The organism is Acidisoma sp. PAMC 29798 (assembly GCF_030252425.1).
GTDB lineage: Bacteria > Pseudomonadota > Alphaproteobacteria > Acetobacterales > Acetobacteraceae > Acidisoma > Acidisoma cladoniae.
In genome coordinates this window covers 999,357-1,012,749 of sequence record NZ_CP126994.1, presented here as the reverse complement: position 1 = coordinate 1,012,749, position 13,393 = coordinate 999,357, and the positions used below count along the sequence as shown (strand labels likewise).

13 protein-coding genes are annotated in these 13,393 nt (G+C 62.9%); 7 read left to right on the top strand and 6 right to left on the bottom strand.

Going from position 1 to position 13,393, the window contains the following annotated elements:
* The first annotated feature begins 49 nt into the window (after positions 1 to 49).
* The 5 genes from QP803_RS04875 (at position 50) to QP803_RS04855 (ending at position 5,877) form a co-directional block, all read left to right on the top strand.
* Positions 50 to 1,585 (top strand): sugar ABC transporter ATP-binding protein, encoded by a 1,536-nt coding sequence (locus tag QP803_RS04875; RefSeq protein ID WP_284946599.1) that lies wholly within the window; start codon positions 50 to 52, stop codon positions 1,583 to 1,585.
* Positions 1,582 to 2,604, top strand: coding sequence for an ABC transporter permease (locus tag QP803_RS04870; RefSeq protein ID WP_284946598.1), 1,023 nt, complete (start codon positions 1,582 to 1,584; stop codon positions 2,602 to 2,604). The genes QP803_RS04875 and QP803_RS04870 overlap by 4 nt, the downstream gene beginning before the upstream one ends.
* 85 nt (positions 2,605 to 2,689) lie before the next feature.
* Positions 2,690 to 3,805: an ABC transporter substrate-binding protein gene (locus QP803_RS04865; RefSeq protein ID WP_284946597.1), complete on the top strand. Its 1,116-nt coding sequence runs from the start codon at positions 2,690 to 2,692 to the stop codon at positions 3,803 to 3,805.
* Positions 3,806 to 3,839: 34 nt separating this feature from the next.
* Positions 3,840 to 4,898: a LacI family DNA-binding transcriptional regulator gene (locus tag QP803_RS04860; RefSeq protein ID WP_284946596.1), complete on the top strand. Its 1,059-nt coding sequence runs from the start codon at positions 3,840 to 3,842 to the stop codon at positions 4,896 to 4,898.
* Positions 4,899 to 4,962: 64 nt separating this feature from the next.
* Complete coding sequence (locus tag QP803_RS04855; protein WP_284946594.1) at positions 4,963 to 5,877, top strand: SMP-30/gluconolactonase/LRE family protein; 915 nt, start codon at positions 4,963 to 4,965, stop codon at positions 5,875 to 5,877.
* A 15-nt stretch (positions 5,878 to 5,892) separates the two neighbouring features.
* On the opposite strand, the gene QP803_RS04850 is transcribed toward QP803_RS04855, so the two are convergent.
* Both QP803_RS04850 and QP803_RS04845 read right to left on the bottom strand, forming a co-directional pair.
* Positions 5,893 to 6,474 carry a PAS domain-containing protein gene (locus QP803_RS04850; protein ID WP_284946593.1) on the bottom strand — a complete coding sequence of 194 codons (582 nt, stop codon included), beginning with the start codon at positions 6,472 to 6,474 and terminating at the stop codon, positions 5,893 to 5,895.
* Positions 6,464 to 7,483, bottom strand: a complete 1,020-nt coding sequence (locus QP803_RS04845; RefSeq protein ID WP_284946592.1) for a LysR family transcriptional regulator — start codon at positions 7,481 to 7,483, stop codon at positions 6,464 to 6,466. The genes QP803_RS04850 and QP803_RS04845 overlap by 11 nt, the downstream gene beginning before the upstream one ends.
* A gap of 112 nt (positions 7,484 to 7,595) precedes the next feature.
* Between QP803_RS04845 and QP803_RS04840 the strand changes: the two genes are divergently transcribed.
* Positions 7,596 to 8,129 carry a flavin reductase family protein gene (locus QP803_RS04840; protein ID WP_284946590.1) on the top strand — a complete coding sequence of 178 codons (534 nt, stop codon included), beginning with the start codon at positions 7,596 to 7,598 and terminating at the stop codon, positions 8,127 to 8,129.
* On the opposite strand, the gene QP803_RS04835 is transcribed toward QP803_RS04840, so the two are convergent.
* The 4 genes from QP803_RS04835 to QP803_RS04820 all read right to left on the bottom strand — a co-directional run bounded on the left by QP803_RS04835 (position 8,126) and on the right by QP803_RS04820 (position 11,782).
* Entirely contained in the window at positions 8,126 to 8,776 is a 651-nt protein-coding gene (locus QP803_RS04835) for a TetR/AcrR family transcriptional regulator (RefSeq protein ID WP_284946589.1), read from the bottom strand. The genes QP803_RS04840 and QP803_RS04835 overlap by 4 nt on opposite strands.
* Before the next feature lie 36 nt (positions 8,777 to 8,812).
* Positions 8,813 to 9,637 carry an alpha/beta fold hydrolase gene (locus QP803_RS04830; RefSeq protein WP_284946588.1) on the bottom strand — a complete coding sequence of 275 codons (825 nt, stop codon included), beginning with the start codon at positions 9,635 to 9,637 and terminating at the stop codon, positions 8,813 to 8,815.
* Entirely contained in the window at positions 9,634 to 10,746 is a 1,113-nt protein-coding gene (locus tag QP803_RS04825) for an LLM class flavin-dependent oxidoreductase (protein ID WP_284946587.1), read from the bottom strand. The genes QP803_RS04830 and QP803_RS04825 overlap by 4 nt, the downstream gene beginning before the upstream one ends.
* Positions 10,747 to 10,828: 82 nt before the next feature.
* Positions 10,829 to 11,782, bottom strand: coding sequence for an NAD(P)-dependent oxidoreductase (locus QP803_RS04820; protein ID WP_350356087.1), 954 nt, complete (start codon positions 11,780 to 11,782; stop codon positions 10,829 to 10,831).
* Positions 11,783 to 11,999: 217 nt separating this feature from the next.
* Here QP803_RS04820 and QP803_RS04815 point away from each other — a divergent pair, with 217 nt between their 5' ends.
* On the top strand, positions 12,000 to 13,391 hold the full coding sequence (locus QP803_RS04815; protein WP_284946585.1) for an amidohydrolase family protein: 1,392 nt from the start codon (positions 12,000 to 12,002) through the stop codon (positions 13,389 to 13,391).
* The last annotated feature ends 2 nt before the right edge of the window (positions 13,392 to 13,393 follow it).

Sequence of the window (13,393 nt, the reverse complement as noted above, 5' to 3'; positions counted from 1 at the left end):
GCCTGCAATCAACGACCCGTGCTGCAACCGCATCCAGGCACCGCCTGAGATGGACGCGGCACCGAGCCTTCTCGCCTTCGAAGGCGTGACGAAGCGGTTCGGCGGCACACTCGCCGTCGATGACGTGTCACTCACCCTCCAGCCCGGCCAAATCCTCGCCCTGCTCGGTGAAAACGGCGCCGGCAAATCGACCCTCATCAAGATGCTCGCAGGCATCCATACGCCCGACAGCGGGCGCATCCTGTTTCGCGGCTCGCCCTATCACCACTTGCAGGTACGCAAAGGCGACCAGCAACGCGTCGCCTTCATCCATCAAGATCTCGGCTTGATCGATTGGATGACGGTCGCGGAGAATGTCGCCCTCGGCGTCGGCTATCCGCGCGGCCGCTGGCTCATTTCCTGGTCGAAGGCCCGCGCCCAGGCGGTGGAGACGCTGCGCACCATGAGCGCGGATATCTATCCCAATGCCCGCATCATGCACCTCACCCGCACCGAGCGGTCGCTCGTCGCGATCGGCCGGGCGCTCGCCGCCCGCGCCGAAGTGCTGGTGCTCGACGAGCCGACCGCGAGCCTGCCGGCGGATGAGGTCGCGCGCCTGCTCGGCGTGCTGCGGGACCTGCGCCATACCGGCATCGGCATGATCTATGTCTCCCACCGCCTCGATGAAGTCTTCCAGGTCGCCGATGAAGTCGCGGTGCTGCGGGATGGCCGGCTGGTCGGTCGCAAGCGCGTCGATGAAACGAGCCCGGCGGACCTCGTCAGCATGATCGTCGGGCGAGCGCCAGAACAGGTCTTCGCGAAACCGGGCGCGCCCGGCGCGGCGCCCTGCCTCACGCTCCACGGCCTCACAGCCGGCGACGCCGGCCCGGTCGATTTGGAAGTGCGTCGAGGTGAGATGGTGGCCCTAGTTGGCCTGCGCGGTGCCGGCCAGGATGCGATCGGTCGCGCCCTGTTCGGCTGCCGCCCGGTCACGGCGGGCCGCATGGAACTCGATGGCAAACCCTATCACCCCGATAGCCCCGCGGCGGCCATGCGCGCGGGCGTCGGCCTCGTCGCCGGTGACAGGGTCGGGGAAAGCCTCGGCATGTCGCTGAGCATCAAGGAAAATCTATTCCTCAATCCTGGCGCACGAGGCACGCCGCTGCTCGGCTATTGTTCGCCCGCGCGCGAAACGCGGGACGCGATTGCCGCCGGGGACAGCATGGGCCTGCGGCCAAATGAGCCGCGTCGGCCGGTGGAAACCTTGTCCGGCGGCAATCAGCAGAAGGTCGTGCTGGCGCGCTGGATGGGCCTGGCGACCCGGCTTCTCATTCTGGAGGAGCCGACCGCCGGGGTGGATGTCGGTGCCAAGGCCGAAATCTACGCCCTTCTCCAAACCGCGTTGGAGTCGGGACTTTCCGTCATCGTCGTCGCGACCGATTTCGAGGAAGTCGCCAATATCTGCCATCGCGCCGTGGTCTTCAGCCAGGGCCGCGTGGTGGCCGAGATCGGCCGCGCCGACCTCTCCATCCATGCGCTTCTCAGCGCTGCCTCCGCCGGAGGCACACCCCATTCCGCTCCCATCCTGGAGGATATTCCGGCATGAGCTTGCTTCGTTCCACAGCGCTGGAGCCCGCTCCGGGGTCGCTCACGGGTCTGCCGCTGGGCCGCCGCATCGGCGCTCTGCTGCCAGTCTACGGACTGGTGGTCTTGACCGTGCTGCTCGCGCTGCTGTTTTCGGTTCTGCTGCCCGATACCTTCCCGACCTGGCTGAACCTGCGCTCGCTGTTGAGCGACAAGGCCGTGGTCGCGATGCTGTCTCTGGCCGCCACCGTGCCGATGATGACCGGCAAGATCGATCTCACCGTCGGGTACGGCGTCGTGCTGTGGCACATCCTGGCGATCTCCTTGCAGATCGCCGGTGTGCCCTGGCCCTTGGCGGTGCTGATCGTGCTGGCACTCGGTGTTCTGTTCGGCTTGCTCAATGGCTTGCTGGTCGAGGTCGCGCAAATCGACAGCTTCATCGCGACGCTGGGCACCGGCACGGTGATCTATGCCGTCGCCCTGTGGTGGACGGGCGGGCGACAGGTGATTGGCAGGCTCGCGCCGTCCTTCTTCGCGATCGACACCGCGAGCATCGCGGGCATCCCCATGCCCGCCTTCTATGTCCTGGCGCTCGCCGTGCTGCTGTGGCTGGTCTCGGCCTATACGCCGCTCGGGCGCTACCTATACGCCATCGGCGCCAATCCCCGTGCCGCCGAACTGAACGGCATCTCCACGCGCCGCTACGTCATGCTCGCCTTCATGACCTCGGGCCTGATCACGGCGATTGCCGGCGTCGTGCTGGCCTCGCGCCTGCGCGTCGGTCAGGCGAGTGTCGGTCTCGAATTCCTGTTGCCCGCCCTGGTGGGCGCCTTCCTCGGCTCCACCACCATCACCCCAGGCCGGGTCAATATCTGGGGCACGATCGTCGGCGTGGTCATTCTCGCGATCGGCATCTCCGGCATCGAGCAGCTGGGGGGCGCCTTCTGGGTGGAACCGGCCTTTAACGGCGCGACCCTTCTCGTCGCGATCGGCCTCGCCGGCTGGACCGGGCGACGGCGCGTGCAGGCGCGCCGCCAGTGATGCGCGGCGTCACGCGGGGATGGCGGAAAAGCGCAGCGTCATCCGCCAGATTTAATCAAAAACAAACCTTGGGAGAGAGCCTCAAATGATGACAAAGAAATTGGGCGCGCGTGATGTCGCCACTCTGTGCATGGCGGCGCTGATCGGCCTGCCCGCCGCAGCTCGCGCCGATGATGTGCTGACGCAAGCCAAGGCCATTGTCGCGGCGGCAACGGCCCCGGCGGCAGCCTGGACCGGCCCGACCACGGGCCCCACCGCCGCGACTGGCAAGACGGTCGTCTATGTCGCGGCCGACCTTCGCAATGGCGGCATTCAGGAAGTCAGTGACGGCGTGAAGGAAGCCGGCGCCAAAATCGGCTGGACGATCCGCGTGCTGGATGGCCAGGGCAGCATCTCGGGCATTCAATCCGCCTTCAGTCAGGCCATGGCGCTGAAGCCCGCCGGCATCGTCATCGGCGGCTATGACGTCGTGCAGAATGCATCCAGCATTCAGCAGGCGGTCGCCCAGGGCATCAAGATCGTCGCTTGGCATGGCGGCCCGAAGCCCGGCCCGATGCCCGACCAGCAGGTCTTTGCCAATATCGGCAGCGACAGCAGCAAGGTCGCCCAGGTCGCGGCCGATTATGCGATTGCCCAGAGCGACGGCAAAGCCGGCGTCATCGTCTTCACTGACAGCGCCTATGCCATTGCGCTGTCGAAGGCGAAGATGATGCGCGACGCGATGAAGCCTTGCACGGGCTGCACGGTGCTGTCTTTCGAGGATACGCCGCTCGCCGATACCAGCACGCGCATGCCGCAGCTCACGACCTCGCTGCTGCAACGGTTCGGCACCAAATGGACCTATACCCTCGCCATCAACGATCTCTATTACGACTTCATGGGGCCGTCGCTCATCTCCGCCGGCCGGGACCCCGCTGGGCCGCCGGTCAATATCAGCGCAGGCGACGGCAGCAACTCCGCCTATGAGCGCATCCGGTCCGGCCAGTTCCAGGCCGCCACGGTGCCGGAGCCGCTGACGCTGCAAGGCTGGCAGGTCGTCGATGAAATGAACCGCGCCTTCGCGGGCCAGCCGCCCTCCGGCTATGTCGCACCGGTGCATCTCGTGACCGCGCAGAACGTCGATCAGGATGGCGGCAAGAAGGATATCTACGATCCCGACAACCACTATCGGGATGCCTACGCCAAGATCTGGGGGAAGTAGCACCCGCCTGATAGGGCCGAAGGCGGCACCCGTCATGCGCAGGGCCACGCTCCGCGATGTTTCGCGCATGGCCGGGGTTTCGCGCATGACGGTGACGCGCGTCTTCATCCGGCCTGAGCAGGTGCTGCCGGCGACCCGTGCGCGGGTGCTGGAGGCGATCGCGGCGCTCGGCTATGTGCCCGATCGCGCCGCCGGAAGCCTGTCCACACGACGCAGCGGCTTCGTCGGTGTTATTCTGCCGGTTCTGTCCAACAGCAATTTCGCGGCCTTGGCGGAAGGGCTGACGGAGGGGCTGCGCACCGCCGGGTATGAGATGCTGATCGGCTATACCGCCTATAGCGTGGAGGAGGAGGAGCGGCAGCTCCGCACCATGCTCGCCCGCCGGCCCGAGGCGCTGGTTCTGACTGCCAATGCCCATAGCGAGCCGGCGCGACGCCTGGCCGAGCAGGCGCAGATACCGGTGATCGAAATCGCTGGCCTGCCGCGCCGGCCGATCGGCAGCACCATCGGCTTCAGCAATCACGGCGTGGGGTTTGCCGCCGGCACCTATCTGCACGACCTTGGTCTCAGGCGCCTCGCGGCCCTGGGGCCGGTGCATGAGTCTGTCCGGTCCGACACACGGGGCGAGGAACGGTTGGCTGGCTTCGAAGACGCCTTGCGCGCAGCGGGACTTTCCACTGACCTCGTGCTGCGCTCGGCGCGCATTCCCGCGTCTTTCGATGAAGGTGCCTCGGCCATGGCCGAACTTCTTGAGATTGCACCAGACGTCGAGGGCGTTTTCGCAATCTCCGACCTGCTCGCCGTTGGGGCTTTGATGGAATGCCGGCGCCGGGGCATGGCCGTGCCTGCGGATATTTCGCTGGTCGGCTTTGGCAATTTTGAGATCGGCCGCCACATGCTTCCCACTCTGACGACGATCGACGTCGATTTCACGGGCCTCGGTCGGCGGGCTGCCGACCTCATCCAGGAGCTGATCGCCGATCGCGACATCGATGCGCGGCGCTGCATCGATGTCGGTTTCGCGCTCCTGGAGCGCGGCACGACACGCGCGCCGATCGCCCTCGCCTCTTGCGGCAGTCAAGCACTTGTCTAAGGATAGATGGTGAAGCCTGCAACGAAGTCAGGCGAAATGCCGCCGCATATTGGGGATCGTCCGCATGCCATACTCGATCGAATGCGTTTTGGAATGTGAGAATCACCTCGGCGAAGGGCCAATCTGGGATGTCGAGGAAGGCCGGCTCTATTGGGTCGATGGAACAGGCCGGCGCGTCGGCAAGCCCGCGATCTGGCAATATGATCCCCGCAATGGACATGTCAGGCATTGGTGGCTCGATCGCGATGTCGGCGCCATGGCCCTCAGGCGTCATGGCAACGCGGTGCTTGCCCTGGATGACGGCTTCTATTTCTTCGATTTCGAGACAGGGCAGATCGAATTGATCGGTCTTGTGGACGAAGCGCAGCCACGGACACGGCTGAATGACGGAAAATGCGACCGGCGTGGTCGCTTCTTCGCCGGCGGCATGGATGACAAGGAGGAGCTGAAGATATGCGGTCTCTGGCGTCTCGATCCGGATCTGGCAATCACCAAGATCGATGGCGGCATCATCTGCTCCAATGGGCCGTGCTGGAGTCCTGACAACAAAACCTTCTATTTTGCCGATACCTTTCAGGAAGAACTATGGGCCTATGACTATGACCTGGACGAAGGCAAAGCCTCCGGCCGCCGTCTATTCGCGAGCACGAAGGACGATCTTGGGGTCGCGGATGGCTCCACTGTCGATGCGGAAGGCTATCTTTGGAACGCGCAGCTGATTTCGGGTGATCTGGTGCGCTACGCGCCGGATGGGACCGTCGAACGCCGCATCACGATGCCCGTCAAAAACATCACCAGCGTGATCTTCGGCGGCGACAATCTCGACGAAATCTATGTAACCTCTATGGCGCGGGTCAAGCACCCGGCCGTTCATGATCTGTTTGCGGCCGAGGCAAAGCCGCAGTTCGGCGCAGGCAGTTTATTCCGAATTCGCGAATTGGGCATCCGCGGCCTGCCGGAGCCGCGATTCGCCGGCTAGCGTCGCGGACCCGGGTCAGTCTCGCATCGCCTCAGCCACCGACAAGGTGCCGGGCGTCAACTGCACCGTGATCTCGGCCAGTCGGTGCGCGGCGGCGACGATGCGGTCTAGCGCTTGGGCACGTTCCGCATCCCCAATCTCACCCAGCAAGGCATGGAACTCTGCTTCCATCTTGGGATCGACCTGCGTTCTGCCAAAGCTCACATCGACAAACCAATCGGGCATGCCCTTGGTGATGTCGAGCTGGTTACCGAAGAAGTAGCGGAGTTTCCCGTTCTCATCATGCACCGGGGAGATGAACAGCAGGTTCCAGAAGGCGGTGCCGTCCTTGCGGTAATTGATGATCCATTCGATGCACCCCTGTCCGGCCTCAAGCGCCGATCGGATGCGGGGCGCCGCGTCTGGGTCGGTCTGGGAGCCTTGCAGGAAGCGGCAGTTGCGGCCCACCGACTCCTCGGCGGTATAGCCCGTGATGCGTGTAAAGGCCGGGTTCACCACCACCATGGGACAATCGGGCAAAAACGGATCGGAGAGCACCATTGCCGCCGTGCTGTGCATCATGGCCACGCGCAAAGCGTCGCTGATTTTATCTGCCACCGCGTCCTCCATTGGGCCACCACCGGCCGGTGCGTGGGAGCCTATCACTGCTCCCACCCCGGCGCAGCACCCCTTGTGCGACGTCGGGCGCGCGGCTGGCCCAGACCGCATTTGCCTTTTGCGCCTCTGCGTCCAGGACTGCGAGAAAGGCATCCGCCGCCGGCGCCCTCGACCGCCATGGGGCCTGCATCACCACCAGATCCAGCCACAGGGAAGGGCTGGCCAGGGGGCTGATGGAAAAAACGCCGCCCGTGCTGTCACCCGCCATCATGATACCGGGGAGAACAGCGACCCAATCGGTGCGCGTGATGAGATCGAGTGTCGCGAACATAGTGTCCAGTTCGAGCAAGGCGGCAATCGTGACACCCTGTGCGGCGAAATAGGTTCGCAGCGTCTGATGGCGGGCATTGCGAGCATCCGGCGTCACGATCTTCAGGGACCCGAGATCGGACAGCCGCACCGGTTCACCGTGCCCGGGGCGCGATGCCGCAGACACCAGAACCTCCGGTGTGCGGACAAATGGCCGCAGGCTCAGGCCCACTGTGTCGGCGGAGGCAGGAACGATGCCGAATGACAGGTCACCCGCCCGCGCCTTCTGTGTGAGGATGGCGCTATAGCCTTCCACGATACGGATCGTGACATTGGGATGCAGGTCCATGAAATGGGCCAGGGCGGGTGCCAGGACGCAGCGGGTCATGGTCGGCATCAATCCGATTGTGACCTCACCATCCAGGCTGCGACCGAAGGCGCGGATCGCCATGCTCGCCGCCTCGTTGACGCGCAGCAGATCGACGCAATATCCGTAATACTGGTCGCCTGCCGGCGTGGGTGTCACCTGACTGGTGCCGCGCAGGAACAGCCTCACCCCTGCCCGCTCCTCGATCTTGCGGATGTGCTGCGATACGCCGGACTGGGTGGCATTTTCCCGCAGCGCAGCGCCGGTGAAAGATCGCTCTTCATAGACCGCGACGAAATATTGAATGTCGCGCAAGCTATCAGCGACGGTCATTAGCAAAACTGATCAGGTTGAGTGGATCATCTGATTGGCGCGGAGGGGTAAGGGTCTTTAGGGTCTGCGGCAAGCACAAGACCTTTGCAATCGGCCAAGATGGAGGCTCAGGATGAGCAAATCCGACCAGGAGTTCACCATCGAACTCGCGGACGCCGAACCCACGCCAAGGGCGCTGCGCAATGCCCTGGGGCGTTTTGCGACCGGCGTCACCGTCATCACGACCCGCACCACATCGGGCATGCTCCTTGGCGTGACGGCCAATTCGTTTTCCTCGGTCTCGCTCGATCCGCCGCTGGTCTTGTGGAGTTTGAGAGCCGAAGCGCCGTCTATGCCGGGTTTCACAGACAGTGGCTGCTTCGCGATTAATGTTCTCGGTGCCGACCAACAACATCATTCCCGCCAATTCGCCACCTCGTCGGCCGACAAGTTCGAAGGCGTTGATTGGTTCCCTGGCCTTGGGGGCTGCCCGCTTCTGCCCGACTGCATCGCCCGATTCGAATGTCGGACGGAGCAGGCAATCGTCGCCGGGGATCATACGCTGTTTATTGGGCGCGTCATTCGCTCGACCTATCATCACGGCGAGCCTCTTCTGTTTCATGGCGGCACATACCGCGCGGTCGTTCCCTTGGCGGCCGCGAGCTAGACTGCGGCGGATGTGGCTGGTCGCGTCATAGCCTGGCCTTCAGCGGCGCTCGTCATGCTTCGAATGCCTTCCAACATGGTGGTCGCGGCGCGCTCTACCAGAGTGTCGAGGTCTTCCGTCGTCGCGACGTGGTAGATATGCTTGCGCATGGCATAATAGAAGAAGCCACCGTGAAAGACCCAGACATGGTCGAGTTCGACCCGGCTGATCGGGATCACGCTCGGATCTGGCAATCCGCAATAGAGTCGGATCTCACTGCAGAGCGGCAACAGAATTTTTTGTTCGACCTGCCCGATGTAGCGGGCATTGACGTCCCGCCCCATCAAGCCCGCTGAGATATAAAGCCTGATCCATTCATAGGTATAGGTTGCAGCCGCGTATTCGCGGTAGAACTCCTGCAATCGCGCGACGATCGATCGGGATCGGTCTAGAATCAAATCGCTCCACCGGGGATCGAAGCGATCGAAAAAGACCTCCTTGAAAACACGCTCGATCAGATCGTTCTTGGTCGGAAAATGCTTGTACAGCAGGGGTTGTGTGATCTGCAGGCGGTCGGCCAATTCACGCGTATTGCCGCCAAACCCTTGCTCTGCAAAAAACTGAATGGCACCCTTGACAATCTGCTGTTCGCGATCGCCGCGTGTCATCCGCGCCCTTGCTTTACTCATATGAATCGACCCAACTCACGCTGATACGACCTGGCTTTCGTCACTCTGCAGAGACACCATAAACTCGTCCACGGTCGCGTTGAATGCAGCGACATTCTCCAAATTACTGATATGCGCGGCCTCTGGCACTTGGACCAGCTGCGCCCCTGCGACCTGGGCGGCCATCGCCGCCATAACCTCTGGCGGAGATGCGGTGTCAAGGCTTCCCACCACGAACAAGGTCGGGCAGGTGATGGCATGCAACCGATCGAAATAGGCCAAGTGCTGGAGCGCGGCGGCGCAGGCCATATATCCCTGATCGCTGGTGTTTTCGAGCATCGCCCGTAGGCGTTGAACGAGATCGGGTCTCGCCGCGCGGGTCGGTGCGGTGACCCATCGCTCCATCGAGCCGTTCACAATCGCCGTCGTTCCGGCTTTCTCCACGAGGGCGATGCGCTCCGCCCATGCCTGGACATAAGGCGGTGGCGAATCGACGCGCGCATCGCAGCAAATCAGTGCACTGACCCGTTTTGGCTCGTGCAACGCGACACCCACGCAGGTGGCGCCGCCAAGCGACAAGCCCATGAGAGTCGCGCGAGCGATACCGTAATGATCCATCAAACCCACGACATCGCGCACAAGATCATCTGGCGCATAGGGGCCGGGTGGCCCCTCACTCAATCCATGACCCCGCGTGTCGTAGCGCAGGATGCGGAAGCGCGCGGCCCATTGCGCGACCTGCGGCTCCCACACCGTCAAATCCGTGCCCAAGCCATTCGACAAGATCAGCCAAGGTGCGCCCTCGACACCATCGATCTGCGTATGGAGGGCGAAAGCGCCTCCGTTGATCGCGACCTTCACGCGGCATCCGCTTGATGTAGGCTGGCACCGATGGCGGCATTGACGCGTGGCATCACCTCCTCCGCCATCAAGACCATCGACCGTCGCGCCAAGGCAGGATCCTGCCAATCATGCCCGGCATAGAGCAGCGTGCCGAAATCGCCCGTCTCTTCCCGGAACTGAAGAATCTTTTCCGCCACCTGATCCGGCGTTCCGTACAGGATGAGTTTGTCGCAGACATCGTCGAGCGTGACGGACTCGTCGGACTGGCCACGATCGGTCTTGAACAACTCCGCCCGGCCGGCGCGCTTCATCTTCGTCAGAAGCTGGTTGTAATAGAAACGGTAGGGGCTATCAGGCGCCGTCGCATAGGCCTTTGCCGTCGCTTCATCATCGGCCACGAAGATGCTCTTGGCGACGCGCCAGTTGGCAGCCAAAGCCGGCCGACCTGCGCGATTGCACCCTTCGACATAACCAGGCCAATGGCTACGCACCCAGACCGGCATGAGGAAATTGGCGGAAATCGGGTCCCAGCCGCGTGCCGCCGCCTCTGCTACACCTTTGGAGAAGGGCGCGACCACAGTGACCACGATCGGCGGATGCGGACGCTGCAAAGGCTTCGGCAGGAAGCCCTGCCCGATATCCGGGATCATCGTCTTTTCCGTCGAGACGGTCCAGAACTTGCCCCGAATGTTATACGGCGGGTCGGACCGCCAAATTTCCAGAACCTGGTCGATGGCTTCGACGAACATGGCAGCGCGGTCCGCGCCCAGACTGCCGAAGGCCTCGGCGTCGGACGGCAGTCCACCCGGACTGATCCCGAAGATCAAGCGCCCGTCGAGCAGATGATCGAGCATCGCAATTTCGGCGGCGATACGGGCGGGATGGCTGTTCGGCAAGTTCACCGTGCCGGTGCCGAGTTTAATCTGCTTGGTCGATCCGATCAGGGTCGCGAGGAACAGCGAGCAGGAGGTGATGTTTTCGGCAAGATCGGTCGAATGCTCGCCGACATAGCCTTCGGAAAAACCCAATTGGTCGGCCAGGATGAACGCGTCCTGATCTTCCCGCAAACACTGCCGCCAATCCTTGTCGATTGGATGGATCGGCATGGTGAAGAAACCGAGCTTCATGATGTCCCTCCGTGGATCGGTGATGCAGTCACCCTAAGCCAGGGCGCGCGTTTCACCCCATTATTTGCCGTATCGGCCCTTATCAGCTTTGGTTCTGACGACCCCGGTCGAGGCGCCCATCGGTCATTTCTTCGAGCACCGCGCAAACGGCCGCCGTGTCCGACTCGCCATAGCCCTGCTCCATCGCACGGGCATAAAGCGGCACCGTCGCGGTCAGCAAGGGTGTCGGGCTGCCCAGCTGGGCCGCGAATTCCGTAATCACCGTCATGTCCTTTTGCCAGACGGACATCTTCATCGTGGCCTCTTCGTAGCGGTTTTCCGCCATCATCGGCGCGCGCAGGGTAAACATCCGCGATGCGCCGGCGCCAGCGCCGGCAAGAGCCACGAGCTGCTGCGGATCAAGACCGGCCATCATGCCCAGCACCATCGCTTCCGCCGCCGCCACGTTGTGAATGGCCACGAGCAAATTCGCGACGAATTTCATCCGGCTGCCATTGCCGAAGGTTCCGACGTCATGCGCTTCCCGCGCAAACCCCAGCAAAACAGGATGCAGCAGCCTGATCTCCGCCGGATCACCACTGGCGTAGAGGACGAGATCACGATTGCGCGCCTGCGCGCCTGTACCACTGATGGGACAATCGATCGCGACATGGCCGGTGCTTTCCAGCACGGAAGCGAAGCGCATCTTGTCCTCGATCGCGAGGGTGCTGAGTTCCACGATCACATGGCGGCGCGCGGCAGCCGCCACGATCGTCTCCGCCGTGGCGATGACGGCCTTGGGGGACGGCAAGCTGGTGAGAATGACCTCGGCCTTCGTCAAGACCGCCGGGATATCGGCAGCGATTCCAACACCCGCGGCCTCCGCTCGGCCGCACGCCGCCGCATCGGGATCGTAGCCGATGACATCCCAACCATCCGCCACGAGATTGCCCGCGATCGCGCCGCCCATGATACCTAGGCCAATGACCCCAACGCTGCCCTTCATCGGCTGCTCCTCCCGAGCGACGGCGTTCGACCGCTGTCCGCCAGTGTTTATCGATTGCTCACTAATACAGGATCACGTGACTGACTAGAGGATTCGTACAAGCAGTTGTTGTTGCACCGCACAAGAGTTTTGAATGTCGAACCCGTGAGAATTGTGAGTGTTCAACCGATAACTTGCCTTGCGTCCGGTGCCAAGCGCGGTTACCGTCACGGAAACGGCCTGCTCCGTCGCTACGGAAGATAAGGCCCGATCGGGGAGAGACACTACGATGGAACGCACCGTCATCCGCAATGCGACAATCGTGTCCGTGGACCCGAAAGTCGGCGATTTCCATGACGCCGATCTGCTCATTGACGGCACAAACATCGCCGAAATCCGGCCGAATCTCGGCCCCGTCGAAGCGCAGGAAATAGACGGTCGGGGCATGATCGTCATTCCGGGCTTCATCGATACCCATCGCCATACCTGGCAATGCCTGCTGCGCAACGCGGCGGCCGACTGGACGCTCGCACAGTATTTCGGCGGCGTCCGTGGTGTCATGGGTGAGCTGTACACACCCGATGACATGTATGTTGCCAATTATATCGGCGCGCTCGAAGCCCTCGATGCTGGCATCACGACGCTGTATGACTGGTCGCACAATAATAATTCGCCTGACCACGCCGATATGGCCATCAAGGGCCTGCGCGATGCGGGCCTCCGTGCCGTCTATGGCTACGGCAATGCCAATCGCGAATGGTTTCCCGTCAGCGATCTGCCCAGCGACTTTACGGATGTGGCGCGCGTGCGGCGCACGCATTTCAACTCAGATGACGGTCTGGTCACCATGGCCTTTGCCGCGCGGGGGCCGCAGTTCGCCACCCTGGACGTGACAGAGGACGACTTTCGCAAAGCGCGCGACCTCGGCCTGCGCATCACCTTGCATGCCGGCGACGGGCTATGGGGCCTGAACCATCCCGTGGATCAGCTCAATTCACGCGGCCTTCTCGCGGCTGACACGACCTATGTCCATTGCTGCACCTTGAGCGATGACGAATTCAAGCTGATCGCGGATACCGGCGGCACCGCCTCCCTCTCCGCCGAAGTCGAGCTGAACATGGGCCACGGCAATCCCGCGACGCTCGGGTTGATGAAGCACGGCTGCCGGCCAAGCATTTCGATCGATGTTTGTTGTTCCGTCGGCGGCGATATGTTCGGACAAATGCGCATTCTGCTTGCCGCCACACGCGGTTTCATGAATGCCGAAGCCTTGGCACGGCATGAGTTGGTCGACCCGCTGCCGATCACGACTCGCGACATTCTCGAATTCGCGACGCTGCAAGGGGCGCGGGCCTGCGGCCTCGACTCCATCACCGGATCGCTGACACCCGGCAAGCGCGCCGACATCGTCATGCTCGATACCCATGCGCTCAATATGTTCCCGATTAACAATCCGATCGGCGCTGTGGTGAACGACGCCCATACCGGCAATATCGACACGGTTTTCGTCAATGGCCGCATCGTAAAGCGGCATGGCAAGCTGCTGAACATCGATGTGCGGGCGCTGCATAAGACCATGGAGAGATCGGCCGACGGCCTGTTTGGCCGCGCCGGCGTGCCGCGTGACGGATCGTGGCTGCCGACACCCTATGTGCGCGGCACCGACGCCGAGAAGCACTAGCC

What these genes read in the sequence shown, in the direction of transcription:
- QP803_RS04865 (WP_284946597.1), top strand. Translation starts at nt 2,690, where the DNA reads ATGATGACAAAGAAATTGGGCGCGCGTGATGTCGCCACTCTGTGCATG.
- QP803_RS04825 (WP_284946587.1), bottom strand. Translation starts at nt 10,746, where the DNA reads ATGAAGCTCGGTTTCTTCACCATGCCGATCCATCCAATCGACAAGGAT.
- QP803_RS04815 (WP_284946585.1), top strand. Translation starts at nt 12,000, where the DNA reads ATGGAACGCACCGTCATCCGCAATGCGACAATCGTGTCCGTGGACCCG.
- QP803_RS04870 (WP_284946598.1), top strand. Translation starts at nt 1,582, where the DNA reads ATGAGCTTGCTTCGTTCCACAGCGCTGGAGCCCGCTCCGGGGTCGCTC.
- QP803_RS04840 (WP_284946590.1), top strand. Translation starts at nt 7,596, where the DNA reads ATGAGCAAATCCGACCAGGAGTTCACCATCGAACTCGCGGACGCCGAA.
- QP803_RS04845 (WP_284946592.1), bottom strand. Translation starts at nt 7,483, where the DNA reads ATGACCGTCGCTGATAGCTTGCGCGACATTCAATATTTCGTCGCGGTC.
- QP803_RS04855 (WP_284946594.1), top strand. Translation starts at nt 4,963, where the DNA reads ATGCCATACTCGATCGAATGCGTTTTGGAATGTGAGAATCACCTCGGC.
- QP803_RS04835 (WP_284946589.1), bottom strand. Translation starts at nt 8,776, where the DNA reads ATGACACGCGGCGATCGCGAACAGCAGATTGTCAAGGGTGCCATTCAG.
- QP803_RS04860 (WP_284946596.1), top strand. Translation starts at nt 3,840, where the DNA reads ATGCGCAGGGCCACGCTCCGCGATGTTTCGCGCATGGCCGGGGTTTCG.
- QP803_RS04875 (WP_284946599.1), top strand. Translation starts at nt 50, where the DNA reads ATGGACGCGGCACCGAGCCTTCTCGCCTTCGAAGGCGTGACGAAGCGG.